This is a genomic window from Streptomyces sp. SS1-1, assembly GCF_008973465.1.
In the GTDB taxonomy this organism is placed as follows: Bacteria; Actinomycetota; Actinomycetes; order Streptomycetales; family Streptomycetaceae; genus Streptomyces.
In genome coordinates this window covers 4,960,221-4,984,978 of the sequence record NZ_WBXN01000004.1, presented here as the reverse complement: position 1 = coordinate 4,984,978, position 24,758 = coordinate 4,960,221, and the positions used below count along the sequence as shown (strand labels likewise).

The window sequence follows — 24,758 nt, the reverse complement described above, 5'->3', positions numbered from 1 at the left end:
TATCTCCCGCCCTGTGAGGGCGGTCACCCTTCCGTTCATTTAGTTCACCGGGAAACGTGCGGGCAGACTGGGCGGCATGCGTATCCCCGTCCCCCGACCGCGCAGCCTGGCGGGGCAGCTGTTCGCCATGCAGGCCGTGCTGATCGCGGTGCTGTTCTCCGGGTACGCGGTCTTCACCTACCTCAGCGACCGCGGGCAGGCCGAGGACGCGGCGGGCCGGCAGGCCGCGGCGGTGGCGCAGTCCATCGCCGACGCCCCGTCCACGCGGGACGCCCTGCGCACCGGGGATCCGACGGCCACGCTCCAGCCGTACGCGCTGCGGGTGCAGCGGGACGCCGAGGTCGACTTCGTCACGATCATGAATCCGCGCGGGATCCGCTGGACCCACCCCGACGAGCGGCAGATAGGGCAGCACTTCCGGGGGCACACCGAGCGCGCGCTGCGCGGGGAGCCGTTCACGGAGACCTACACCGGCACCCTCGGCCCGTCGGTGCGGGCGGTGGTGCCGATCTACGACGGCGGCACCGGCCGCGAGCACATCGTGGGCCTGGTCAGCGCGGGCATCCGGGTCGAGGAGATCAGCAAGCGGGTGCAGGAGCAGCTGACCGCCCTGATCGGCGGGGCGGCGGGCGCGCTGACGCTGGGCGCGGTCGGCACGTACGTGATCAACGCCCGGCTGCGCCGGCACACCCACGGGATGAACGCGGCCGAGCTGAGCCGGATGCACGACTACCATCAGGCCGCCCTGCACGCGGTGCGGGAGGGGCTGCTGATGCTGGACGGGCAGTTCCGGGTGGCGCTGATCAACGACGGCGGCCGGGAGCTGCTGGGGGTGGGTGACGTGGTGGGCCGGTCGGTCGCGGAGCTGGGGCTGCCGGCGCCGCTGACGGGGGCGCTGCTCGCGTCCGAGCCCCGGGTGGACGAGGTGCACCTGACCGAGGAGCGGGTGCTGGTGGTGAACACCTCGCCGGTCTCCGGCGGTGAGCGGCGCGGCACGGTGGTGACGCTGCGCGATGTGACGGAGCTGCAGTCGGTGATGGGCGAGCTGGACTCTGAGCGGGGTTTCACGCAGGCGCTGCGCTCGCAGGCGCACGAGGCGGCGAACCGGCTGCACACGGTGGTGTCGCTGATCGAGCTGGGGCGGGCCGAGGAGGCGGTGGAGTTCGCCACGGCCGAGCTGGAGCTGGCGCAGGCGCTGACGGATCAGGTGGTCGCGGCGGTGAGCGAGCCGGTGCTGGCGGCGCTGCTGCTCGGCAAGACGGCGCAGGCGAACGAGCGGGGCGTGGAACTCGTCGTGTCGGAGGACAGCCGGCTCGACGACGGGCTGCTGAGCGACGCGCTGCCCGCCCGGGATCTGGTGACGGTGCTGGGCAATCTGATCGACAACGCCGTGGACGCGGCGCAGGGAAGTGCGGGGGCGCGGGTGACGGTGACGGCGTACGCCGGGGACGGCGAGCTGGTCCTGCGGGTGACGGACACCGGCACCGGGGTGGACCCCGCCCACGCCGAGGCGGTGTTCCGGCGCGGGTTCACCACGAAACCGGCCGGTCCGGGCGGCCGGGGCCTGGGCCTGGCGCTGGTCCGGCAGGTCGTGACCCGGCACCAGGGCGCGCTGTCGGTGACGCGGGCCGAGGACGGCGGGGCGGTCTTCGAGGTGCGGCTGCGCCTGGCGGACGAGGGCGCCGGGGCGGCCGTGCCCGCGCATGGCGCTTCCGTCGAGGACGCGGTGGCCGTGCGAGGTGACGTATGACGGCGGATGCCGGGCAGCCGATCCGGGTGCTGGTGGTGGAGGACGACCCGGTCGCCGCGGACGCGCACGTGATGTACGTCGGCCGGGTGCCGGGGTTCGTCGCCGTCGGTCAGGCGCGCACGGGCACGGAGGCGCGCCGAGCGCTGGAGCGCACGCCGGTTGATCTGCTGCTGCTGGATCTGCATCTGCCGGATGTGCACGGGCTGCAGCTGGCCAGGTCGCTGCGGGCCGCCGGGCATCACGCGGACGTGATCGCGGTGACGTCGGCCCGGGATCTGGCGGTGGTGCGCGAGGGCGTGTCGCTGGGCGTGGTGCAGTACGTGCTGAAGCCGTTCACCTTCGCGACGCTGCGGGACCGGCTGGTGCGGTACGCGGAGTTCCACGCGGCGGTCGGCGAGGCGAGCGGGCAGGACGAGGTGGACCGGGCGCTCGCCGCGCTGCGGGCACCGGGCCCGGCCGCGCTCCCGAAGGGCCTGAGCGGTCCGACGCTGGAGCGGGTGACCGGCGCGGTGCGGGACGCGGACGGCGGGCTGACGGCGGCCGGGGTCGCCGAGGCCGTCGGGATCTCCCGGATCACGGCCCGCCGCTATCTGGAGCACCTGGTGGACGCGGGCCGCGCCGAACGCAAGCCGGTGTACGGGCAGGTGGGGCGGCCGGAGCTGGTGTACTGGTGGGTCCCGGGGCCGGGGACGAGCCGGTAGCGGGCGCCCCTCACGATCTCCTCAAGCGCTTTCCCGCACATGCATTGACCTGACTAGACCACTCCTCTTAGGTTCACCGGGCAGCCGTCCAGCGCCACAACGTCGTGCGCCCGCAGGAGGTCATGCCCGTGCGCCCCACCGCCGCCCTCCCCCCACTCCTCGCCGCGGCCCTCGCCGCCGCCACGCTCACCGCGTGCGGCGGCGGTTCCGGCAGCGACCCGGACACCGTGAAGGTCTCCTTCAAGCAGTCCACGGACAACTCCGTGAAGGTGATGGACACCTATCTCGCGGACATCAAGAAGCAGTTCGAGAAGGCGAACCCCGGCAAGAAGGTCGAGCTCGTCCCCATCAAGGCCCCGGACTCGGAGTACTACACCAAGCTCCAGCAGATGCTCCGCTCCCCCAAGACCGCCCCCGACCTGGTCTACGAGGACACCTTCCTCATCAACTCGGACATCACCAGCGGGTACTTGAAGCCGCTCGACCCGTATCTCGCGAAGTGGCGGGACTGGGACCGGTTCATCGACACCGCGAAGGCCGCCGCCCGGGGTGAGGACGGCAAGACGTACGGCGTCCCCGACGGCACCGACACCCGGGGGCTCTGGTTCGACAAGGGGATCTTCGCCAAGGCGGGCCTCCCCGCCGACTGGCGGCCGAGGACCTGGGACGACGTCCTCGACGCGGCCCGCGCCATCAAGGAGAAGGTCCCCGGCGTCACGCCCCTCAACGTCTACACCGGCAAGCCCGCCGGTGAGGCCGCCACCATGCAGGGCTTCGAGATGCTGCTGTACGGCACCGGCGACGGCACCTCGGACCCGCTCTACGACAAGGCGTCCAAGAAGTGGATCGCCGGTGGAAAGGGCTTCCGTGACGCCCTCGCGTTCGTGGAGACCGTCTACCGGGAGAAGCTGGGGCCGGACGTCTCGGACGCCCTCGACCCCAACATCGGTACCCGGGTCCGCGGTGAGCTGCTGCCCGAGGGCAGGCTCGGCATCGACCTCGACGGCTCCTGGCTGCCGCAGGACTGGCTGGAGGGCAGCGGCCACGAGTGGCCGGAGTGGTCGAAGAAGCTGGGCCTCGCCCCCATGCCCACACAGAACGGGCAGGCGCCCGGCAAGGTGAGCATGTCCGGCGGCTGGACATGGGCGATCCCCGCCAAGGCGGGCAACCCCGACCTCGCGTTCGAGTTCGTGAAGACCATGCAGAGCAAGGCGAACGCGCAGAAGTGGTACATCGCCAACTCGGGGATCGCGGTCCGCGAGGACGTCGCCGCCGACCCCGCGTACGTCAAAGCCCAGCCCGGCATCAAGTTCTTCACCGACCTCGTGGCGTCCACGCACTACCGGCCCGCCTACCCGGCGTACCCGAAGGTCTCCACCGCGATCCAGGAGGCCATGGAGGGCGTGACGACGGGTGACGTGTCGGTGGAGGACGCGGCGAAGGCGTACGACGAGGAGCTGAAGTCGGCGACGGACGGCCAGGTGATCGAGAAGTGAGCCCCCGCTCATGAAGACCGCCACCGACCCCGGCCTCGCGAAGGGGCCGGGTCCGGCCGCCGTGCCGCCGCGCCCGGCCGCCCGGTCCCGCCGCGTCCCGCTGCTGCGGGTCCTGCCGCTGACCCCGGCGGTCGTCCTGCTGCTGCTGTTCCTGGCCGGCCCGATCGCGTACTGCGCCTACATCGCGTTCACCGACCTCCAGCTCACCGGGCAGGCCGAGGACTCGTTCGTCGGGTTCGAGAACTTCACCAGCGCGTTCGGCGACGACGCGTTCCTGAACGCCGTCTGGCTCACCCTCGTCTTCACGGTGCTCTCGGCGCTGGTCGGCCAGAACACCCTGGGGCTGGCGCTGGCGGCGCTGATGCGGCGCGCCTCGAAGCCGGTGCGCACGCTGGTCGGCGGCATCGTCATCACGGCGTGGGTGCTGCCGGAGGTCGTCGCCGGCTTCCTGCTGTACGCCTTCTTCCGCCGCGAGGGCACCCTGAACGCGGTGCTGGACTGGCTGCATCTGCCCACCCAGAACTGGCTGTTCACCCTGCCGATCCTGGCGGTGTCCTTCGCGAACGTCTGGCGGGGCACGGCGTTCTCGATGCTGGTGTACTCGGCGGCCCTGAACGAGATCCCGCAGGAGGTCACCGAGGCCGCGGAGGTCGACGGGGCGGGGGGCTGGCGCCGGATGTGGCACATCACGCTGCCGATGATCCGGCGTTCCATCGGCACGAACCTGATGCTGATCACCCTCCAGACGCTGTCCGTGTTCGGGCTGATCTGGGTGATGACCCGGGGCGGTCCGGGCGGCCGCAGCCAGACGCTGCCGCTGTTCATGTACGAGGAGGCGTTCCAGAAGAGCATGATCGGCTACGGCACCGCGGTCGCCCTGCTGCTGCTCGTGGTGGGCTCGCTGTTCTCGGTGGTCTATCTGCGTCTGCTGCGCACGGAGGTCTGAGCCATGCCCCGCACGCTCTCGTCCCGCAGGGCCTCCAACCGGCTGGCCGCCGACGCCGGACTGCTGGTGGTGGCCGCCGCGTTCGTGCTCCCGCTGGCCTGGGTGGTGCTGTCCGCCCTGGACCCGCACGCCGATCTGCGGGTGAAGCTCCCGGACGGCCTCACCCTGGACAACTTCGACGCCGTCATGACCCCGGAGATCACGTTCACCCCGCTGCTGAACAGCCTGCTGCTGTGCGGCGGCGGGACGCTGCTGACGGTGGCGTGCGCGGCGCTGGCCGCCTATCCGCTGTCGCGGTTCCGGTCCCGCTTCAACCGGCCGTTCCTGCTGACGGTCCTGTTCGCGACGAGCCTGCCGATCACCGCGATCATGGTGCCGGTGTACGCGCTCTTCGTCCAGGTGAACCTGATCGACACCGTGGAAGGGACGATCTTCTTCTTCGCCGCGTCCCAACTCCCGTTCGCCATCTGGCTGATGAAGAACTTCATGGACGGGGTGCCGAAGGAGCTGGAGGAGGCGGCCTGGACGGACGGGGCGTCGTCGCTGCAGTCCCTGGTGCGGATCGTGCTGCCGCTGATGGGGCCGGGTGTGGCGGTGGTGACCGTGTTCTCGTTCGTGATGATGTGGGGGAACTTCTTCGTCCCGTTCATGCTGCTGCTCACCCCGGACCAGATGCCGGCGGCGGTCAGCATCAACGAGTTCTTCGGCAACCGGGGCACGGTGGTCTACGGGCAGCTGGCCGCGTTCTCGATCCTGTATTCGACGCCGGTGATCCTGCTGTACGTGCTGGTGGCGCGCCGGCTGGGCGGCGGGTTCGCGCTGGGCGGGGCGGTCAAGGGGTAGCGGGCGGGTCCCTCAGGGGGGCGGTATGCGGGCGGGCGTCGGATTCGAGCCGCCGCCGCGGGTGCCGGGAGCGGTCCGCCGCACCGGGGCGGGCCGCACTCCTCTTCGAGTTCCGGGTGCGCGCGCGAGCGGGGCAGGGGCCCGCCGGTTCCGGGATCCGGGCCGCACACGGGAGCGAATATGCCGCCTACGCTTGCCGTTCGCCCGGTGCGGGCACCCCTGGGGCCGTGCGGGGCCCGGCCGTACGGCGCCCCACCGGGGGCGGCGCCGTCACCCTCCAGGGTTCGAACCCGCCGGTAGCCGTATCTTCGTACGATCCGTGATCCTGGCCGAACAGACCGTAGTCACCGTATTCCGGCCGTCCTACGGTGTGGGCCGTGCGCCGACCGCAAGCTCAGCCGAACCAGCCCTCCCGTCGCTCCAGCCTCCGCAACCCGCCCACCCCGCCGTTCGACGCCCCGGCCGCCCGCCGCCTGAGAGCCGGCCTGAACATGGGGCCCGAGCACGTCGCCTACGGCATACGGGTCTCCTACGGCCTCCCCCATGTCACCGGGGACCTCGTCCTCGCGTGGGAACGCGAACTCGTCGCGCCGGACGACGGCGAACTCACCGCCCTCGCGGGCGTCCTGTGGTGCTCGCCGGGCGAACTGCTCGGCAAGCCGCGGACGTTGCGCGAGCACCGCGTCGCCCGGGGCCTCGCGCCCGAGGACGTGGCCCGTGCCGTCGGGCACGACCTGCGCGCCTATCTGCGCATGGAGGAGCACGACGACTGGCGGGGCACGGACCGCCAGTCCGCCGCGCTCGCCGAGGTGCTCGGACTGTCGCTCCCGGACTTCATCACCGTGACGGGCCGCGACGGGCGCCTGGCCGACCTGCTGCGCAGCGCCGTCACGACGCGCTGGCAGGCGTACGTCCGCCCGGTGGCGGCGATGGCACCGCTGGACCGGCGGCTGATCCAGGACGCGCTGCGGGAGCTGCACCAGGAGTACCAGGGGCAGATGACCGCGACCCTCAGCTGGGGCGCGGGCAGCGGGGACCACAGCGCGACGGGCCGCGCGTTCCTCGACGGGATCGTGGAGCGCTTCTGGACGGCGGTCCAGGGCGGGGCGCCCTGACTCCGCCGCACGGCGTCTCCCGGACGTCTCCTAGAAGACCGACTCCGCCTCGTCCATGCGGTCCTTGGGGACCGTCTTGAGCTCGGTGACGGCCTCCGCGAGCGGGACCATCACGATGTCCGTGCCGCGCAGGGCCGTCATCCTGCCGAACTCGCCGCGGTGCGCGGCCTCCACGGCGTGCCAGCCGAAGCGGGTGGCGAGGACACGGTCGTAGGCGGTGGGGACGCCGCCGCGCTGGACGTGGCCTAGGATGACGGGCTTGGCCTCCTTGCCGAGGCGGCGCTCCAGCTCGAAGGCGAGGGCGGTGCCGATGCCCTGGAAGCGCTCGTGGCCGTACTGGTCGATCTCGCCCTTGCCGTAGTCCATGCTGCCGTCGGCGGGGTGGGCGCCCTCGGCCACGCAGATCACGGCGAACTTCTTGCCGCGGGCGAAGCGCTCCTCGACCATCTTGACGAGGTCGGCGGGGTCGAACGGGCGCTCCGGGAGGCAGATGCCGTGCGCGCCGGCCGCCATGCCGGACTCCAGGGCGATCCAGCCCGCGTGCCGGCCCATGACCTCGACGACCATGACGCGCTGGTGCGACTCGGCGGTGGTCTTCAGGCGGTCCATGGCCTCGGTGGCGACGCCGACGGCGGTGTCGAAGCCGAAGGTGCGGTCCGTCGAGGAGATGTCGTTGTCGATCGTCTTGGGGACGCCGACCACGGGCAGGCCCGCGTCCGACAGCATGCGGGCGGCCGTCAGCGTGCCCTCGCCGCCGATCGGGATGAGCGCGTCGATGCCGAAGTCACGGGCGATGTCCGGGGCGTTCTCGCAGGCCTCGCGCAGCCGCGCGCGCTCCAGCCGGGAGGAGCCGAGGATGGTGCCGCCGCGGGCGAGGATGCCGCTGACCGCGTCGAGGTCGAGGGTGCGGTAGTGGCCGTCGAGCAGGCCCGCGAAGCCGTCCTCGAAGCCGATCACCTCGTCGCCGTACTGGGTCACGGCCCGGTGCACGACCGACCGGATCACGGCGTTCAGGCCGGGGCAGTCGCCGCCTGCGGTGAGAACTCCGATGCGCATCGTGCTGTGTCTCCTGCTCGCTGTCGTGATACCGGTGAGCCGATCCGATTGTTTCACGTCCCCGAGGGGCCTGTCGCTTGCGTCCGGTCCGTCCCGTTCCGCCCTGTTCCGGACCGCGCCGGGGGCTCCCAGGCCCCGCGCGTACCCCCTGCCGGGCCCCCCGTCCTGGCGGGCGCCCTAACGACGGCCAAGGGTAGTGTCAAGAGGGTTTCACTCCTCTCACCGGGTGATGTCGCGGCCCGTTGTGGGACCCGGGGACGGGCGACGGACGAGACGGCGACAGAGGAACGGAGATCACGCGTGACGCGCAGCGTGTACGTGACCGGCATCGACCGGGGCGACGGCCGCCAGGTCGTCGAGCTGGGGGTGATGGAGCTCCTGACCCGCCAGGTCGACCGGGTCGGGGTGTTCCGGCCGCTGGTCCACCACTCGCCCGACCGCCTGTTCGAACTGCTGCGCGCCCGGTACCGCCTCTCCCAGGACCCGGCGACGGTCTACGGCATGGACTACCACGAGGCGTCCGCCCTGCAGGCCGAGCGCGGCACCGACGAGCTGGTCTCCACGCTCGTCGACCGCTTCCACGCGGTCACCCGCGACTACGACGTCGTCCTGGTGCTCGGCACCGACTTCGCCGACACCCAGCTCCCGGACGAGCTGTCGCTCAACGCCCGGCTCGCCAACGAGTTCGGCGCCTCCGTGATCCCGGTCGTCGGCGGGCGCGGGCAGAACACCGAGTCGGTGCTCGCCGAGACGCGCAACGCCTACCGGGCGTACGAGAACCTGGGCTGCGACGTGCTCGCCGTGGTGACCAACCGGGTGGCCCGCGAGGACCGGGACGAGATCGCCGAGCGGCTGGGCTCCCGGCTGCCCGTGCCCTGCTACGTCGTCCCCGACGAACCCGCCCTGTCGGCGCCGACGGTCGCGCAGATCGTGCAGGCCCTGGACGCGAAGGTGCTGCTCGGCGACGACGCGGGGCTCGCGCGCGACGCCCTGGACTTCGTGTTCGGCGGCGCGATGCTGCCGAACTTCCTGACCGCCCTGACCCCGGGCTGCCTGGTCGTCACCCCGGGCGACCGGGCCGACCTGGTCGTCGGTTCGCTGGCCGCGCACAGCGCGGGCACCCCGCCGATCGCCGGGGTGCTGCTCACCCTCGACGAGCGGCCCGGCGACGAGATCCTCACCCTGGCCGCGCGCCTCGCGCCCGGCACCCCGGTGCTGTCCGTGCCCGGGTACAGCTTCGCCACCGCCGAGCGGCTGTCGTCGCTGGAGGGCAAACTGAGCGCGGCCACCCCGCGCAAGGCGGAGGTCGCGCTCGGTCTGTTCGAGCGGTACGTCGACACCGGGGACCTGCTGGGGCGGGTCTCGGCGCCGAGCTCCGACCGGGTGACGCCGATGATGTTCGAGCACAAGCTGCTGGAGCAGGCCCGCTCCGACATCCGGCGGATCGTGCTGCCGGAGGGCACCGAGCCGCGCGTGCTCCAGGCCGCCGAGGTGCTGCTGCGGCGCGGCGTCTGCGACCTCACCCTCCTCGGTCCACCCGACCGGATCCGCAAGACCGCCGCCGACCTCGGTATCGACCTCGGCGACACCCAGCTGATCGACCCGGCGACCAGCGAGCTGCGCGACTCGTTCGCCGAGAAGTACGCGCGGCTGCGGGCCCACAAGGGGGTCACCGTCGAGCTGGCGTACGACGTGGTCAGCGACGTCAACTACTTCGGGACGCTGATGGTGCAGGAGGGGCTCGCCGACGGCATGGTGTCCGGTTCGGTGCACTCCACGGCGGCGACCATCCGGCCCGGCTTCGAGATCATCAAGACGCAGCCGGACGCCTCCATCGTCTCCTCGGTGTTCTTCATGTGCCTCGCCGACAAGGTCCTCGTCTACGGCGACTGCGCGGTGAACCCGGACCCGGACGCCGAGCAGCTGGCCGACATCGCCGTGCAGTCGGCGGCCACGGCCGCGCGGTTCGGGGTGGAGCCGCGGATCGCGATGCTGTCGTACTCCACGGGCACGTCCGGCTCGGGCGCCGACGTCGACAAGGTGCGCGCGGCGACCGAGCTGGTGCGCGCGCGCCGCCCCGACCTGCGGATCGAGGGCCCCATCCAGTACGACGCCGCCGTGGAGCCGTCGGTCGCCGCGACCAAGCTGCCGGAGTCCGACGTGGCCGGGCAGGCGACCGTGCTGATCTTCCCGGACCTCAACACGGGCAACAACACCTACAAGGCCGTCCAGCGTTCGGCCGGCGCGATCGCCGTCGGCCCGGTCCTGCAGGGCCTGCGCAAGCCGGTCAACGACCTGTCCCGGGGCGCCCTCGTCTCGGACATCGTCAACACCGTCGCCATCACGGCGATCCAGTCCCAGTCCCCCGCCCCGTCCTCCGAGCGGAAGGCCGCCGCCCCGTGACCGCCACCCGCGTCCTCGTCCTCAACTCCGGCTCGTCGTCGCTGAAGTACCAGCTGCTCGACATGCGCGAGCGCGCCCGGCTCGCCACGGGGCTCGTCGAGCGCATCGGCGAGCGGACCTCCCGGCTGAAGCACACCCCGCTGACGGGCGGCGGCGAGAGCCGTGAGCGCGGCGGCCAGATCGCCGACCACGACGCGGCCCTCAAGGCGGTCGCGGCGGAGCTCGCGCAGGACGGCCTCGGGCTGGACTCGCCGGAGCTGGCCGCGATCGGGCACCGCGTGGTGCACGGCGGCAAGCGGTTCACCGAGCCGACGATCGTGGACGAGGCGGTGCTCGCCGAGATCGAGCGGCTCATCCCGGTGGCACCCCTGCACAACCCGGCCAACCTCACCGGTATCCGCACGGCCCGCTCGCTGCGCCCGGACCTGCCGCAGGTCGCCGTCTTCGACACGGCGTTCCACACCACGATGCCGGAGTCGGCCGCCCGCTACGCCATCGACGTCGAGACCGCCGACCGGCACCGCGTCCGCCGCTACGGCTTCCACGGCACCTCGCACGCGTACGTGTCCCGGGCCGCCGCCGAGCTGCTGGGCAAGGCACCCGAAGAGGTGAACGTCATCGTGCTGCACCTCGGCAACGGCGCCTCGGCGTCCGCTGTGCGGGGCGGCCGGTGCGTGGACACCTCCATGGGGCTGACGCCCTTGGAGGGACTCGTGATGGGTACGCGATCGGGTGACACCGATCCCGCCGTCATCTTCCATTTGACGCGGGTCGCCGGAATGTCCATCGCGGAAATCGACGACCTGCTCAACAAGAAGAGCGGATTGGTCGGGCTCTGCGGCGACAACGACATGCGGGAGATCCGGCGCCGGATCGACGAGGGCGACGAGCGCGCGCAATTGGCCTTCGACATCTACATTCACCGGTTGAAGAAGTACATAGGCGCCTATTACGCGGTGCTCGGCCGGGTCGACGCCGTGGTGTTCACGGCCGGGGTCGGGGAGAACGCGGCCCCGGTCCGCGAGGCCGCTCTGGCGGACCTGGACCAGCTGGGCCTCGCCGTGGACCCGGAGCTGAACGCGGCGCGCGGCGGCGGGGCGCGCCTGATCTCACCGGCGGGCGCGCGGGTCGCGGTCGCGGTGGTGCCGACGGACGAGGAACTGGAGATCGCGACGCAGACCTACGCTCTGGTCGGCGGGGGCGGCGACTGAGCGACGGCAACGGAGGTAAACGGCCCGGTAACACGGCTGAGCAAAGCACAGCTCATTTGTACTTTCCACCAGACGGAATATTCCGCGGCGAAACAAACCGATAGGATCGTCCCATGCGCCGTTCGAAAATCGTTTGTACTCTCGGCCCCGCGGTCGACTCCCATGAACAGCTCGTGTCGCTGATCGAAGCCGGCATGAACGTGGCCCGCTTCAACTTCAGCCACGGCACCCACGAGGACCACCAGGGGCGGTACGAGCGCCTGCGGGCCGCCGCCGAGGAGACCGGCCGCGCCATCGGCGTGCTGGCCGACCTCCAGGGACCGAAGATCCGTCTGGAGACCTTCGCCGAGGGCCCGGTCGAGCTGGAGCGCGGTGACGAGTTCGTCATCACCACCGAGGACGTCCCGGGCGACAAGTCCATCTGCGGGACGACCTACAAGGGCCTCCCCGGCGACGTCGCCAAGGGCGACCAGATCCTCATCAACGACGGCAACGTCGAGCTGAAGGTCGTCGAGGTCGAGGGCCCCCGGGTGCGGACCATCGTCATCGAGGGCGGCGTCGTCTCCGACCACAAGGGGATCAACCTCCCGGGCGCGGCGGTGAACGTGCCGGCGCTGTCCGAGAAGGACGTCGAGGACCTGCGCTTCGCGCTGCGCATGGGCTGCGACCTGGTCGCCCTGTCCTTCGTGCGGGACGCGAACGACGTGCAGGACGTGCACAAGGTCATGGACGAGGTCGGCCGCCGCGTCCCGGTCATCGCCAAGGTGGAGAAGCCGCAGGCGGTCGCCAACATGGAGGACGTCGTGCTGGCGTTCGACGGCGTGATGGTCGCGCGTGGCGACCTGGCCGTCGAGTACCCGCTCGAGAAGGTCCCGATGGTGCAGAAGCGCCTCATCGAGCTGTGCCGGCGCAACGCGAAGCCGGTGATCGTGGCGACCCAGATGATGGAGTCGATGATCACCAACTCCCGTCCGACCCGCGCCGAGGCGTCCGACGTGGCCAACGCGATCCTGGACGGCGCGGACGCGGTCATGCTGTCGGCGGAGTCCTCGGTCGGCGCGTACCCGATCGAGACGGTCCGGACGATGTCGAAGATCGTCACCGTCGCCGAGCAGGAACTGCTCTCCAAGGGCCTCCAGCCGCTGGTGCCGGGCAAGAAGCCGCGCACCCAGGGCGGTTCGGTCGCCCGCGCGGCCTGCGAGATCGCCGACTTCCTCGGCGGCAAGGGCCTGGTCGCCTTCACCCAGTCCGGCGACACCGCCCGCCGTCTGAGCCGCTACCGGGCGGCGCAGCAGATCATCGCGTTCACGACGGACGAGTCCACGCGCAACCAGATGACCCTCAGCTGGGGCGTCGAGCCGCACGTGGTGCCGTTCGTGAACAGCACCGACGAGATGGTCGACCTGGTCGACCAGGAGATCGTCAAGCTGGGCCTGTTCCACGAGGGCGACATCGTGGTCATCACGGCGGGCTCCCCGCCCGGCGTGCCGGGCACGACGAACATGGTCCGGGTGCACCACCTGGGCGGCCAGGGCCGCGACTGACGGCACCACGTGACGAAGGGCGCCCCTTGCCTTGCGGCGGGGGGCGCCCTCGTCCGTGTTCGCTCAACGGCTCACGCCGGCGAAGCGCTCAATGGGGCCGGAGAGCATCCATGGCAGCTCGCCTGATCCTCTTGGTCCGGCCCTTTCTCGCGACCACATGCAGGACGTCCTGGTCGGTCGTCACACCGACCACTCTCCCTTGCAGCCAGTCGGACCAGCCGTCGATGGCGTCCTCGACAGCGGCTGACGGCATGACGCCCTGCTCGAGCGATTCCAGGACTCCGAGTTCCCGCGCCCGGCGTGCCGAGAAGTCACGTACCGCGGGCGGGAGGAGCTGTACCCATCGCTCACGCTCGTCCGCCGGAACGCGTTCCAGAACATCGCCCACCACGCCGGATGCCAGCGGGCCGTCCGGCTCCAGGGACACCGCTTCGAACAGGAGCGGCAGTGCGGCGGGGGTGTCCGACGCGACCTTGTAGAGGGACCAGCGGTCGTGGCCGTCGGCGAACGACGCTTCGTCCGCGGGCCGGCCGACGGCCTGGGCGAGCTGCCGCAGCAACCCGCCCAGAGCCGAAGAGGGATCAGCAGCCACGCGCCTTGTGCCTTTCCATGGCGACTCGGATGTTCTCCCTGATCGTACGGATGTTCTCAGTGACCACGGCCAACTGCTGCCTGGACAGTTCCTTGTCGCCCGCCAGCGGCTTGCCGTTCTGGCCGATGCGGACCTCGTCGCCCTTGCCCTTCACGTGCGCGTGCGCGGGCGCGTGGTCGTTCGAGTAGATCTGGATCCGCACCCCGTCCTGGCTGACGATCGTACCGACGCCCGGGTACTCCGCGCCCGCGGCGGCCGGTGCGGAAGCGGCCCTCGCTGCCGGCGTTCTGCCGGACGCCGCCGCGACGGCCTTGGGCTTCGCCGGACAGCCCTTCACCTTCCCCTCGCGCAGATCATCGACGAGCTTGCGCATCTTCTCGAGCGTCCGCTTCGCCGTCACCGACTTCTCCAGGAAGGAGGGGACGCCCGTGGCCACGCGTACGACGGCCTTCGCCACCGCGGGGAACTTCAAGACGGGAATCGCCACGCCCACGGCGCCCACGAGCGTCCACAGGCAGCTCTCGACATCGCCCTCGGTGAAGCACCGCTTGATGTCGTTCACGCCGATGTACTCAAGGAGGATCTCGGCGCCGTTGGCCTTGATCCAGTCCACCACGTCCTGCCCGGCGAGTGCCCTGGCCTCCCGGAACTCCTCGACGCACTCCGGTCCGCAGCCGTCCAGGAGCAGCGACTCGTCATCGGCCGAGAGATCGGAGCCGGCGCCGGAGCCGTTCTCCTCCAACCAAGCCTGGGCGGCCTTCCGTTCCCGCTCCCGCTCTTCCTTCTCGGCACGAGTGGCCGCCGCGTCGGCCTCCTTCGCCGAGCTGTCGGCGTTGGACGCCGCCTTCTCGGCCTTGACCGCGTCAGCCTCGGCCTGGGTGGCAGTCCGGTCCGCCGCGGCTGCGTCGGACTCGGCCGCCGTGGCCGCAGAGCGGGCGCTCGTCGCATCCTTCTCTGCCTCCGTGGCGTCGCGGTCGGCCTGAGCAGCCGCCGATTCGGCCTCTTTCGCGGCGAAGTTGGCGTAGAAGGCGTCGGTGCCCGCCTGCTGGTCGTACTTCTGGGCGTTCGCGTCGGCCTTCTTCGCCGCCGCCGCGTCGGTCGCCGCCGCCGTGGCGGAGGCGTTGGCCGCAGCGGCCGAGGCGACCGCTTGTACGGCGTAGTCCGCGGCGTCGGCCGCCGCCTGCAGCGCGATCTTCGCGTCGCCGGCCGCCTTCTCGGCGAGCGCCTTGGCCTGCGCCGCCGCCTTCTTCGCCTCGTCCGACTTGGCCTTGGCGGCGCTGGCCTGCTGTTCGGCCATCGACTTGGCGGTCTGCCCGATCAGTACCGCGTACGCCGCCGACGCATCGCTCTCGCGGTACGGGGAGCCGATGGTGACCGCCTCGTCACCCGCCTTGGTCGCGGCGTTCGCGGCGTCCCGGGCGGCCTGCGCGTACCCGGCCGTGGCCAGCGCGTACCCGGCGGTCTTGGCCGCCCACGCGGCCGTCTTGGCGGCCTCGGCCACTGCCGCGGTGGCCTCCTTGCGCGCGGTGATCGCCGCGGCCTGGGCCTCCTTCGCCTTGGCGTCCGCCTTCTTCGCCTTGTCCCTGGCGGAGTCGGCCGCGTCGATCGCCTCGGCCGCCGCGGCGTGCGCAGTGGCCGCTGCCGCCTGCGTCTTGGCGTACGCCGCCTGGGCCGACTCCGCGGCCGACCGGGAACGCTCGGCCGCGCCCTGTGCACGGGTCGCCGCGGCTCGGGCGTTCACAGCCGCCGTGCCGGCCTCGTTCGCGGCAGTGCGAGCCCGCGTAGCCGCGCCGGCTGCTTCGGAGGCGGCGGCACGTGCCTCCTTGGCCGCCTGCCTGGTCTCACCAGCGGCCTCCGTGCCCTCCGCCGCGGCAGCGGCGGACTCCAGCGCAGCCGCACGGGACGCAGTGGCGTTCTTCTCCTGCTCCGCCTTGACGGCTGCGTTGCGCGCCTTGAACGCACGCAGTTCGGCTTCTTCCGCCGCGGCCAGCTTCTCTGCCGCCGTGGAGCCGGCGGCATCCGCGTCCGACCGAGCCGACTTGGCCTTGGCCTGCTCACCCTTCGCCCGCTGCTCGGCCGCGTCGGCCTTCTTGCGTTCGCTCGCCGCGGTGTCGCGCTCGCGCTCGGCCGTGGCCTTCTCAGCCTCCGCGATACCGCGCTGGCGCTTCGCCTCGGCGGCCTGGTCCTTGGCCGTCTGCTCCGCCTTCTCGGCGGTCGCCCGGGCCTTCTTCGCGGTGGCGGCGTCGGCCGCGGCCCCGGCGGCCAGCTTGGCGGCGGATTCGGCGGCCGCCTTCGCCTGGGCCTTGGCCTCCAGCGCCGCCGCCTTGCGGAACTCCGTGTTCAGCGCGTGCGTCTGGGTCTTCGCGAGCGCCAGCAGCGTCTGCGAGTCGGCCACGGTGGCCTTCGCCGCGTTGGACGCCGTCAACGTCGCCTTGGCCGCGGCCTGGGCCGCCGCGGACGACGCCTTGGCGACCTGTACGGACTGCTGCGCGTACAGCAGACCCCGCCCGCGCGGCAGCTTGGCGGCGTCGGCGATGGCCCACGCCTTCGTCTGCTCGGCGCCCGCGGTGTCCGCCGCCGTCTTGGCCCGGCCGGCCGCCGCGTTCGCCACGGCCACCTGCGCGGCGGCCTTGCTCTTCGCGGCGTTGAGGTCCGTCGTGGCCTTGGTGAACTGAGCCTTCGTCGGGTAGTTGACGGAGTCCTTGTGCGCGGCCCAGTACTTCTGCCAGTACAGGATCTGGTCCGCCTGCCAGGCCTGCCGGACCGCCTCGATCATCGCGCCGGTGGCGACCCGGGTCTCCTTCGACGCGGTGGACTCGGCGGCGACGATCGCCTTGCGCTGATCGGCCTGGCCGGCGTACTCCGACTCCCACTCCGTGTACGCCTGCGTGACCGGGCCGGTCAGCACCCGGTAGTGGTCGATGGGGTTGTTGCTGTCGCAGGACGCCCAGGCCGCCTTGAGCGCCTCGACCTCGTTGCGGAACTCCAGCGAGTCGGGCTCGGGGGCCTTGGTGGGGAAACCGCCGAACCGCAGGAAGGTGGCTACGTCGTTGGCGGAGGAGTAGCCCAGGTTGGTCGTGTCGAGCAGTTCCCGTCCGGCGACGTCCTTGTAGGCGCCGGCCCACGCGTCGTCGCCGGTGTCGAACGCGTCGAGCACCTTCCGGGCCTGGTCCAGCGACGCCGTGCCGGGCCTCGGGGTCGGGTTCTCCCAGGTCTTGTCGTACAGGTCGCGCTGGCTGCCCAGGGTGAAGGCGACGATGTCCTTGCCGAAGTCGGGCGCGTGGTAGTCCCGTCCGCCCGAGGAGTTCACCGACGCGTAGGGCTTGTTGACCGTGTTCAGCGTGTCCTGGCGGTCTCGGTACGTCTTCCAGTCCGCCAGGCCCGCGTCCAGGTCCCGCCGATGGGCGTCACCCAGTTCGCCCAGGGTCCAGTTGGCCACGACCGGACGCAGTCCGGTGTCCGGGCCGGCGAGCTTGCCCGCCGCGTACGTCTTCATCTCGGGCCCGCCGAAGTGCACCGCCCGCGCCACCTGGCAGCGGTCCATACGGGCCTGCGCACCCAGGCTGATCCGGAGGGTGCGCTCGTACGGGTTGGTCGGATTGTCGCCCGGTTCCTCGGCGAACGCGGGGGCGGCGCCGACGAGTCCGCCGAGCACGGCGGTGGCGGTCGCGAGGGCGACGGCCGAGAATCCCCTGCGCACGCCCAGCGCTCGGGATCTTCTGAGTGGTCTTCGTGTTGTTCGCACGTCGATTCCTGCCTGGATGGTCAGTCCGATGGTCGGTCTCGTCCGCACGGGAAAAAGGCACGACGAATCGTCGGCGGGCCTGTTGATGGTCGGTCAGATGGCGCGCCGCGCGAGAAAGGCAGGAACAGGAAAGTGGAAGAGAGATCCCCGTCTGTACCGCGTGCGGTCGACACGCGTCCCCCCGCGCCCCCCTCCCCAGGGGACACGATCATCATGGCAGGGGGAGAAGCGCTATGGAACCCTTGATTCGATTTCAGGTTCGATTTGCGCCATGCGTGCCACCGGGCGCCCGAAAAGAATGTGCCCCACCGCGCAGGTGCACGGTGGGGCACATTCCTTGGCGGCTCCCGGAAGGAACGCGGCGAGGCGGCGGGTCAGCCGCTCACGCCGTCCCGTCGGTGGTGAACTGGTGCAGTCCCGGCACGGTCAGCGTCCCGCCGAACTGACCGGCCTGCACGACGCTCACCTTCGTGAAGTAGATGAACGGGATGTTCAGCGGCGGCGGGTGCTCCGGATCGAAGGTGACCGGTATCAGCCCGAGCAGGTTTCCCGAGATGCTCTCGGTGTACATCACGGTCTTGCCGTCGCGGATCGTGGACGTCGAGCCCTTGGCAGCCTGCACGTGGTAGGTCTTGCCGGCCTGCTTGTCCTTCACGATCTGGTGCAGGTCCCCGATGTCCGTGCCGTCGGAGATCACGTACTTCAGCACCTTCTTCTTGGTGCCGTTGGCCGTCCTGACCTCGACGATGCCCTGGTAGTCGGCGCCCTTCAGGGTCAGGGAGCTGGCCTCCAGGTACCAGGGGTCGTCCGCCACGGGCTTCTTGTTGTCGACTCCGCCCTCGTCGTCGGTGGCGGCGGGACAGTCGTCCGGGTCGACGCCGGCGCTCTCGGACGGGCTCGGCGTGGCGGTGACCTCGTCGGCCGCCTCCTTCACCGCGTCGGAGGTGTCCTTCGCCGCGTCGGACGCCTTCTCACCGGCGTCCTCGACGGCCTTCCCCGCCGTGGCGGTGACCTTGTCGGTGGTCTCCTTCACCGGGTCGGACGCCGCGGAGGACTCCTTGGCGGAGGGCTCCTCGCCGGACGACGGCTCCTCGGTGGCGCTCGCCGAGGGCGACGGGGTGGGGCTCGCGCTCTCGTCGCCCTTCGCACCGCCGGTGAAGATGCCCTCGATGGCGTCGCCGATGTTCTCCAGCAGGTTGCCGCCGCTCTGGGAGGGCGACGGGGACGGCGTGACCGTCTCGGCGGACGGGGCCTCCCCGGTCTTGCTCTCCGACGGCTTCGGCGCGGGCTCGGCGTCGTCGGAACCTGAATCCGACGAGGACGAACCACCCGCGGACTGCGAGGAGTCCGAGGAGCCCGACGGCTTCGAGGAGTCGGCGGAGTCCGAGGGGTCCGGCTTGGCCGTCTCCTTCTCGTCGGCCGACGCGCTGGCGCTCGGGGACGGGGACGCCGAGGCTTCGGCGTCGTCCTCCAGCGCGGCCACGCAGTCCTTGTACTCGTCGGCCGTCAGGCTGTTGGCCGTGGGCTTGGTGGCGTTGTCGCTGTCGGCCTGCGCGAGCGTGGGCGTGAAGCCCATGCCCATCAGGACCGCCGTCGGCATCGCCGCCAGGGCTATCGCCTTGCCCGCGGGCATGTGGAATCTCGTGAACAGCGGCTTCTTGGGCGCCGCGTGACGCGGCCCGGTTCTCACACGGGATGCTTCCACATCAGTCCCGTGGGTCACCTCGTCAGCCGGCACTGTGCCTCCCGTTCGCCCCGTTCGCCGGGCTCGTTCCTGACAGATCGTTCGGCACGCTCGTTCCGTCCCCCACAGGCTCGAAGGCCTCCGTGTCCGGGTCCGCGTCCGTGCCCTGGGAGGCAGCGGCCGTGCCGGGCGTGCCCTCCGCCGGTTCCGGCTCACCGGGCGCCCACGCCACAGCCATGGCGCCGCCGATCAGCGAGAACAGGAACCCGACGACGAAGCCGCCGAAGTTGGACACGGGGATGGACACCAGGCCCAGCAGAATCGCCGCGACGCCCGCGAAGGTTCGGATGTGCTTCTGGAACCAGAGGCTGATCCCCAGCACGACGAGCAGCACACCGATGATCAGGGAGCCCGCGCCCGCGGTGGTGGACATCGCGAGGGTCAGGTGCCCGATCTGGAGATGCGCGTACGGGAAGTACATGATCGGAACACCACCGATCATGATGAACAGGCCGGCCCAGAACGGCCGTGTGCCCCGCCAGGCGCGGAACTGCAGCCTCCGGCGGGTCAACTGGCCGGGCGCAGCAGAGGTCTCGGCGCTCATGGAAAACAGCTCCCTGGTGCGGCGTTGCTGTGGTGAGGGTGGTACTGCGATGAAAGTGTCCGGGCCGGGTGAAGAGTCCGGCTGTAGACGGAAGGGCGGGGGTGCCGACGGCTCCCCCGCCCGTCACGGAGTGCTCAGTAGCACTCGACGCCGGCGCCCTTGCCCTTGTGCAGGGACATGTGCAGGCCGCTGAGCTTGAAGGTTCCGGCCGTGGTCGCCCACGCCGTCTGCTTCACGTTGCGCAGCGTCGCAGACTCCGCCTGCTGGCCGAAGCCGTAGGGGTTCGCCTGCTCCTTGCCGCCCTTCATGCCGGGGCCGGGGCCGTTCTTCATGTCACCGGCGGCCACACCGATGTCGATGTTGCGGAACTCGGCGTCAGCCGAGAGGTCCTCGACGTCGATGTACAGGTTCTTGGCGTAGACCTGCTTCTTCTGGTCCGCGCTGTCACCCGCCTCGAGCCTCAGGGTGACGTCCCCGAGGAACGGGACGCTCGGGGTGACGACGGACTGGCACATCTTCTGGATGTAGGCCGAGTCGAACGCCGAGACCGCGACGGCGTGCGCCGTCTTCTCACCGGAGAGGGTCGTCCCCGGATCGACGGCACCGTACTGCGAGAAGCCCGTACCGTTGAGCTCCTTCGCCGTCACCTTGAACGACTGACCCGAAACGCTGAACGACGCTGCCAGAGCGCCCTGCGCGAGGGCGACACCTATCGCTGCCGTGGCGGCGACGCTGGGCACCATGACCACAGCGAACCGCTTCCATCTGGTCCCGCCACGCACCTGGGACTCCATATTTCCTCCTTCTCGGACGTACATCTCCGGCCCTGGCTGCCACTGTCGGCTCGACGGCTCAGCCGGGCAGGGATGGGAGAAGTGCTACGTCCTCGGGAAGGAGAGCGCCCGCGCTCGGTGGCGCGAGAACCGCGCCCGAATCACCGGCGATCACCCCCGAGCGACAACCACTGGTCGCGCCTGACACGCATCACGCACAACCTTGCTGGACAGGCTTCACCAGAGGCGAAGACCCCCCTGTCCAAGAGCCGGCGCCACTGCCGCCGGCTCTGCTCGGTGGGGACCCAGGAACTCCCGCGACCCGACTGGCGGTCGGGCGAAGGGAACAGGACCGAGCGTGGCCGATCGTGGTGCATTCTCGCCGCCCGCACAAGGGGCCTCGTTACTCGGTAGTAACGGCGCGATAACCGAAGAACGACCCGCCGGTCTCGGTCGGCGACTCAGGGTGGCCCTGGGCGACCGGAAAAATCCACGAATGGACAGACGAAAACCGACAGAACGACGCCTGCGACTTACCCGCAGTAACGGCGGCCGCGATTACCAAGATTTGGTAAAGCGCGGCCGCCTCGATGCCCTGTCGGCCAATCCCTTCACAGCCGCAACACAGGGCGGGCGGACCGAACCGGCCCCTCGCCCCGTGCGCGGGACCCCTCAGAACAGGGCGCGCGCCAGCGCCCTGCGGGCCGCCGCGACCCGCGGGTCGTCGGCGCCCACGACCTCGAACAGCTCCAGCAGCCGCAGCCGTACGGCGTCCCGGTCGTCGCCCGCCGTGCGGGCCACCGTCTCGATGAGCCGGCCGAAGGCGTCCTCGACGTGCCCGCCCACCAGGTCCAGGTCGGCGGCGGCGATCTGCGCCTGCACATCGGTGGGCCGGTCCGCGGCGTCCTTGCGGACCTGCTGCGGGTCGAGGCCCTGCACCCGCTGGAGCAACTCGGCCTGCGCGAGGCCCAGCTTGGCCTCGCTGTTCGCCGGGTCGTCGGCCAGGACGTTCTTGTACGCCTGGACGGCGCCGGCCAGATCGCCAGCGTCCAGCGCCTGCACGGCGGACTCCAGCAGGGCGTCGTACGGTCCCTCGGGCACCGCGGGAGCGGTCTGCGCGCCGCCGGGCTCGGCGTCGGGGTCGACGGTGAGGCCGGTGAGCCCGAAGCGCTGCTCGGCCACCGCGACGAGCTGGTCCAGCGTCTGGCGGATCTGCGCCTCGCCGGCCGCGCCCTGGAAGAGGGGCAGCGCCTGGCCGGCGACGACCGCGAAGACGGCCGGGATGCCCTGCACGCCGAACTGCTGCATCAGCATCTGGTTGGCGTCGACATCGATCTTGGCGAGGAGGAGTCGGCCGTTGTACTCGACGGTGAGGCGCTCCAGCAGCGGGCTCAGCTGCTTGCACGGCTCGCACCACTCGGCCCAGAAGTCGATGACGACCGGTACCTCGGCGGAGCGCTGGAGGACGTCGCGCTCGAAGCCCGCCTCGTCCACGTCGATGACGAGGTCGGCGGGTGACACGACTCCGGGCCCGCCGCCCTGCCGGGCGGCCTCGGCTCGCGCCTGCTCCGCCTTCGCCTTGGCCTCCTGGGCCGCCTTCACCGCGGCGAGGTCGACGACCCCGCTCATGGACATGTTCCGTGGCTGCATGCGTCTATCCTCCCCCGTTCGGCGCGCGCTGTGAAAAGCGGTGTGAAAACCGGCTGAAGCCGGTGTGGTTGCGACGCCGGGTCCCCACCCGCGTCAGCGTGGTCATGCATGGTCAAGCGTGGTCATCGCTTTCGCTACGAGTCGTAGCGTAATGGCAAGGGAGACCTCCGGGACACCCCCCGCCCGTGATCTCCCTCACCAGCCGCACGACATGCGCACGGATAGGGTCGAACCATGCAGAGCCACCCCGTTCCCGCACGCCCCGGACGCCCCCGCAGCGCCGCCGCGGACGCCGCGATCCTGGCGGCCACCCGGGAGGCACTGGTCGAGCTGGGCTGGTCGAAGCTCACCCTGGGGGACGTGGCCACCCGGGCCGGGGTCGCGAAGACGACGCTCTACCGGCGCTGGGCCGGCAAGCACGAACTGGTGGTGGACGCGGTCGCCGAGCTGTTCGACGCCCTGCGCCTGCCCGACCGGGGCAGCCTGGCCGCCGACATCGAGGGCGTCGTGCTCCAGTTCGCGGCGATCCTGGCCCGGCCGGAGGCGAGGAGCGGCCTGATGGCGGTCGTGGCGGAGTCCACCCGTGACGAGGCGCTGCGCGACCGTATCCGCACGTCGATCGTCGACCGGCAGAAGCGGCTGGTGCTGGAGGGCCGGGCGCGGGCCCAGGGCCGCGGGGAGCTGCCGCCGCAGTCCGACCCGGCGGAGTCGGAGCGTACGGCCGACCTCATCTTCGACATGGTGGCGGGAGCCGTGGTGCACCGGACGCTGGTGAGCGGGCATCCGGCGGACGAGGAGTGGGTGCGCGGCTTCACCCAGGTGCTGCTGCTGGGGCTGGCGGGCGCCGGGGCGGCCGCGGCCGGTGACTGAGCGGCGGGGAGGGCGGAACCCGGTCCGCCCTCCCCTAGGTGCTCAGAAGCCCGCCTAGGTGCTCAGAAGCCCGCCGGCTCGGTGTAGACGCCCCACTCGTCGCGCAGGGCGTCGCAGATCTCGCCCAGGGTCGCCTCGGCGCGTACGGCGTCCAGCATCGGCTCGATCATGTTGGCGCCGCTGCGGGCGGCGTCCAGCATGGCGTCCAGCGCGGTGCGCACGGCGGCGTCGTCGCGGGCGGCCTTGCGGTCGGCCAGCACCCGCACCTGCTCGCGCTCCACCTCGTGGCTGACCCGGAGGATCTCCAGGTCGCCGGTGACGGAGCCGGTGTGCACGTTGACGCCGACGACCTTCTTGTCGCCCTTCTCCAGGGAGCGCTGGTACTGGAAGGCGGACTCGGCGATCTCGCCGGTGAACCAGCCGTCCTCGATCCCGCGCAGGATGCCGGAGGTGATCGGCCCGATGGGGTGCCTGCCGTCGGGGTGGGCGCGCAGGCCCCGCTCCTTGATCTGCTCGAAGATCTTCTCGGCGTCGGCCTCGATCCGGTCGGTGAGCTGCTCGACGTACCAGGAGCCGCCCAGCGGGTCGGCGACGTTGCCGACGCCGGTCTCCTCCATGAGGACCTGCTGGGTGCGCAGCGCGATCTCGGCGGCCTGCTCGGAGGGCAGGGCGAGGGTCTCGTCGAGGGCGTTGGTGTGCAGCGAGTTGGTCCCGCCGAGCACGGCGGCCAGCGCCTCCACGGCGGTGCGCACGACGTTGTTGTACGGCTGCTGCGCGGTCAGCGAGACACCGGCGGTCTGGGTGTGGAAGCGCAGCCACTGGGCCTTGTCGGTCCGGGCGCCGTACACGTCCCGCATCCAGCGCGCCCAGATGCGGCGGGCGGCGCGGAACTTGGCGATCTCCTCGAAGAAGTCGACGTGCGCGTCGAAGAAGAAGGACAGGCCCGGCGCGAAGACGTCCACGTCCAGGCCGCGGCTGAGGCCCAGCTCGACGTAGCCGAAGCCGTCGGCGAGGGTGTACGCCAGCTCCTGCGCGGCCGTGGCCCCGGCCTCGCGGATGTGGTAGCCGGAGACGGACAGCGGCTTGTAGGCGGGGATGCCGGCCGCGCAGTGCTCCATCAGGTCGCCGATGAGGCGCAGGTGCGGCTCGGGCTGGAAGAGCCACTCCTTCTGCGCGATGTACTCCTTGAAGATGTCGGTCTGCAGGGTGCCGTTGAGCACGGCCGGGTCGACGCCCTGGCGCTCGGCGGCCACGAGGTACATGCAGAAGACGGGCACGGCGGGCCCGCTGATGGTCATGGACGTGGTCACGTCGCCCAGCGGGATGTCCTTGAAGAGGACCTCCATGTCGGCGGCCGAGTCGATGGCGACGCCGCAGTGCCCGACCTCGCCGAGCGAGCGCGGGTCGTCGGAGTCGCGGCCCATGAGGGTCGGCATGTCGAAGGCGACGGAGAGGCCGCCTCCGCCGTTGCCGAGGATCATCTTGTAGCGCTCGTTGGTCTGCTCGGCGTTGCCGAACCCGGCGAACTGCCGGATGGTCCACGTCCGCCCTCGGTAGCCGGTCGGGTACAGCCCGCGGGTGAAGGGGTACTCCCCGGGCCAGCCGATCCGCTCGAAGCCCTCGTACCGGTCTCCCGGCCGGGGCCCGTACACCGGCTCCACGGGGTCCCCGGAGAGCGTGGTGAAGTCTGCGTCGCGCTTGCGCGCGGCGTCGTACCGGGCCTGCCAGCGACGGCGGCCCTCCTCGATGGCGTCAGCGTCCATACCCACGAATTT

Annotated in this window: 18 protein-coding genes; 10 read left to right on the top strand and 8 right to left on the bottom strand. The window is 71.3% G+C overall.

All coding sequences use genetic code 11. From position 1 onward, the window contains the following. The first annotated feature begins 76 nt into the window (after positions 1-76). The 6 genes from F8R89_RS24435 to F8R89_RS24410 all read left to right on the top strand — a co-directional run bounded on the left by F8R89_RS24435 (position 77) and on the right by F8R89_RS24410 (position 6,851). Positions 77-1,750 (top strand): sensor histidine kinase, encoded by a 1,674-nt coding sequence (locus F8R89_RS24435; protein ID WP_151785954.1) that lies wholly within the window; start codon positions 77-79, stop codon positions 1,748-1,750. Beyond that, positions 1,747-2,451, top strand: a complete 705-nt coding sequence (locus F8R89_RS24430) for a response regulator (protein WP_151785953.1) — start codon at positions 1,747-1,749, stop codon at positions 2,449-2,451. The genes F8R89_RS24435 and F8R89_RS24430 overlap by 4 nt, the downstream gene beginning before the upstream one ends. A 122-nt stretch (positions 2,452-2,573) precedes the next feature. Further along, entirely contained in the window at positions 2,574-3,947 is a 1,374-nt protein-coding gene (locus tag F8R89_RS24425) for an extracellular solute-binding protein (protein ID WP_151785952.1), read from the top strand. Between the two features lie 10 nt (positions 3,948-3,957). Then, positions 3,958-4,893: a carbohydrate ABC transporter permease gene (locus tag F8R89_RS24420; RefSeq protein WP_151785951.1), complete on the top strand. Its 936-nt coding sequence runs from the start codon at positions 3,958-3,960 to the stop codon at positions 4,891-4,893. Between the two features lie 3 nt (positions 4,894-4,896). Further along, positions 4,897-5,736 carry a carbohydrate ABC transporter permease gene (locus F8R89_RS24415; protein ID WP_151785950.1) on the top strand — a complete coding sequence of 280 codons (840 nt, stop codon included), beginning with the start codon at positions 4,897-4,899 and terminating at the stop codon, positions 5,734-5,736. Positions 5,737-6,113: 377 nt separating this feature from the next. Next, positions 6,114-6,851, top strand: a complete 738-nt coding sequence (locus F8R89_RS24410) for a helix-turn-helix domain-containing protein (protein WP_151785949.1) — start codon at positions 6,114-6,116, stop codon at positions 6,849-6,851. Between the two features lie 30 nt (positions 6,852-6,881). Here the strand turns inward: F8R89_RS24410 and F8R89_RS24405 are convergent, their stop codons facing one another. Continuing rightward, entirely contained in the window at positions 6,882-7,907 is a 1,026-nt protein-coding gene (locus tag F8R89_RS24405; RefSeq protein WP_151785948.1) for an ATP-dependent 6-phosphofructokinase, read from the bottom strand. Positions 7,908-8,207: 300 nt separating this feature from the next. Here F8R89_RS24405 and pta point away from each other — a divergent pair, with 300 nt between their 5' ends. The 3 genes from pta (at position 8,208) to pyk (ending at position 13,065) form a co-directional block, all read left to right on the top strand. Beyond that, on the top strand, positions 8,208-10,310 hold the full coding sequence (pta, locus tag F8R89_RS24400) for a phosphate acetyltransferase (RefSeq protein ID WP_151785947.1): 2,103 nt from the start codon (positions 8,208-8,210) through the stop codon (positions 10,308-10,310). Further along, positions 10,307-11,521 carry an acetate kinase gene (locus tag F8R89_RS24395; protein ID WP_151785946.1) on the top strand — a complete coding sequence of 405 codons (1,215 nt, stop codon included), beginning with the start codon at positions 10,307-10,309 and terminating at the stop codon, positions 11,519-11,521. The genes pta and F8R89_RS24395 overlap by 4 nt, the downstream gene beginning before the upstream one ends. Before the next feature lie 113 nt (positions 11,522-11,634). Further along, complete coding sequence (gene pyk, locus F8R89_RS24390) at positions 11,635-13,065, top strand: pyruvate kinase (RefSeq protein WP_151785945.1); 1,431 nt, start codon at positions 11,635-11,637, stop codon at positions 13,063-13,065. Between the two features lie 88 nt (positions 13,066-13,153). On the opposite strand, the gene F8R89_RS24385 is transcribed toward pyk, so the two are convergent. The 6 genes from F8R89_RS24385 to F8R89_RS24355 all read right to left on the bottom strand — a co-directional run bounded on the left by F8R89_RS24385 (position 13,154) and on the right by F8R89_RS24355 (position 22,113). Then, positions 13,154-13,657 (bottom strand): hypothetical protein, encoded by a 504-nt coding sequence (locus tag F8R89_RS24385; RefSeq protein ID WP_151785944.1) that lies wholly within the window; start codon positions 13,655-13,657, stop codon positions 13,154-13,156. Then, a complete protein-coding gene (locus tag F8R89_RS24380; RefSeq protein WP_151785943.1) occupies positions 13,647-17,357 on the bottom strand; it encodes a DUF4160 domain-containing protein in 3,711 nt (1,236 codons plus the stop codon). The genes F8R89_RS24385 and F8R89_RS24380 overlap by 11 nt, the downstream gene beginning before the upstream one ends. A 427-nt stretch (positions 17,358-17,784) precedes the next feature. Beyond that, entirely contained in the window at positions 17,785-19,140 is a 1,356-nt protein-coding gene (locus F8R89_RS24375) for a hypothetical protein (protein WP_151785942.1), read from the bottom strand. After that, complete coding sequence (locus F8R89_RS24370; RefSeq protein ID WP_055624980.1) at positions 19,130-19,690, bottom strand: DUF6114 domain-containing protein; 561 nt, start codon at positions 19,688-19,690, stop codon at positions 19,130-19,132. Before F8R89_RS24370 ends, F8R89_RS24375 begins: the two co-directional genes overlap by 11 nt. A 134-nt stretch (positions 19,691-19,824) precedes the next feature. Beyond that, on the bottom strand, positions 19,825-20,484 hold the full coding sequence (locus tag F8R89_RS24365) for a DUF6230 family protein (protein WP_151785941.1): 660 nt from the start codon (positions 20,482-20,484) through the stop codon (positions 19,825-19,827). A 651-nt stretch (positions 20,485-21,135) separates the two neighbouring features. Continuing rightward, on the bottom strand, positions 21,136-22,113 hold the full coding sequence (locus F8R89_RS24355; protein ID WP_151785940.1) for a tetratricopeptide repeat protein: 978 nt from the start codon (positions 22,111-22,113) through the stop codon (positions 21,136-21,138). 234 nt (positions 22,114-22,347) lie between these two features. On the opposite strand from F8R89_RS24355, the gene F8R89_RS24350 reads away from it, so the two are divergent. Then, on the top strand, positions 22,348-22,983 hold the full coding sequence (locus F8R89_RS24350; RefSeq protein ID WP_151785939.1) for a TetR/AcrR family transcriptional regulator: 636 nt from the start codon (positions 22,348-22,350) through the stop codon (positions 22,981-22,983). A 62-nt stretch (positions 22,984-23,045) separates the two neighbouring features. Here the strand turns inward: F8R89_RS24350 and F8R89_RS24345 are convergent, their stop codons facing one another. Continuing rightward, positions 23,046-24,746: a methylmalonyl-CoA mutase gene (locus F8R89_RS24345; protein WP_151785938.1), complete on the bottom strand. Its 1,701-nt coding sequence runs from the start codon at positions 24,744-24,746 to the stop codon at positions 23,046-23,048. Positions 24,747-24,758: the final 12 nt, after the last annotated feature.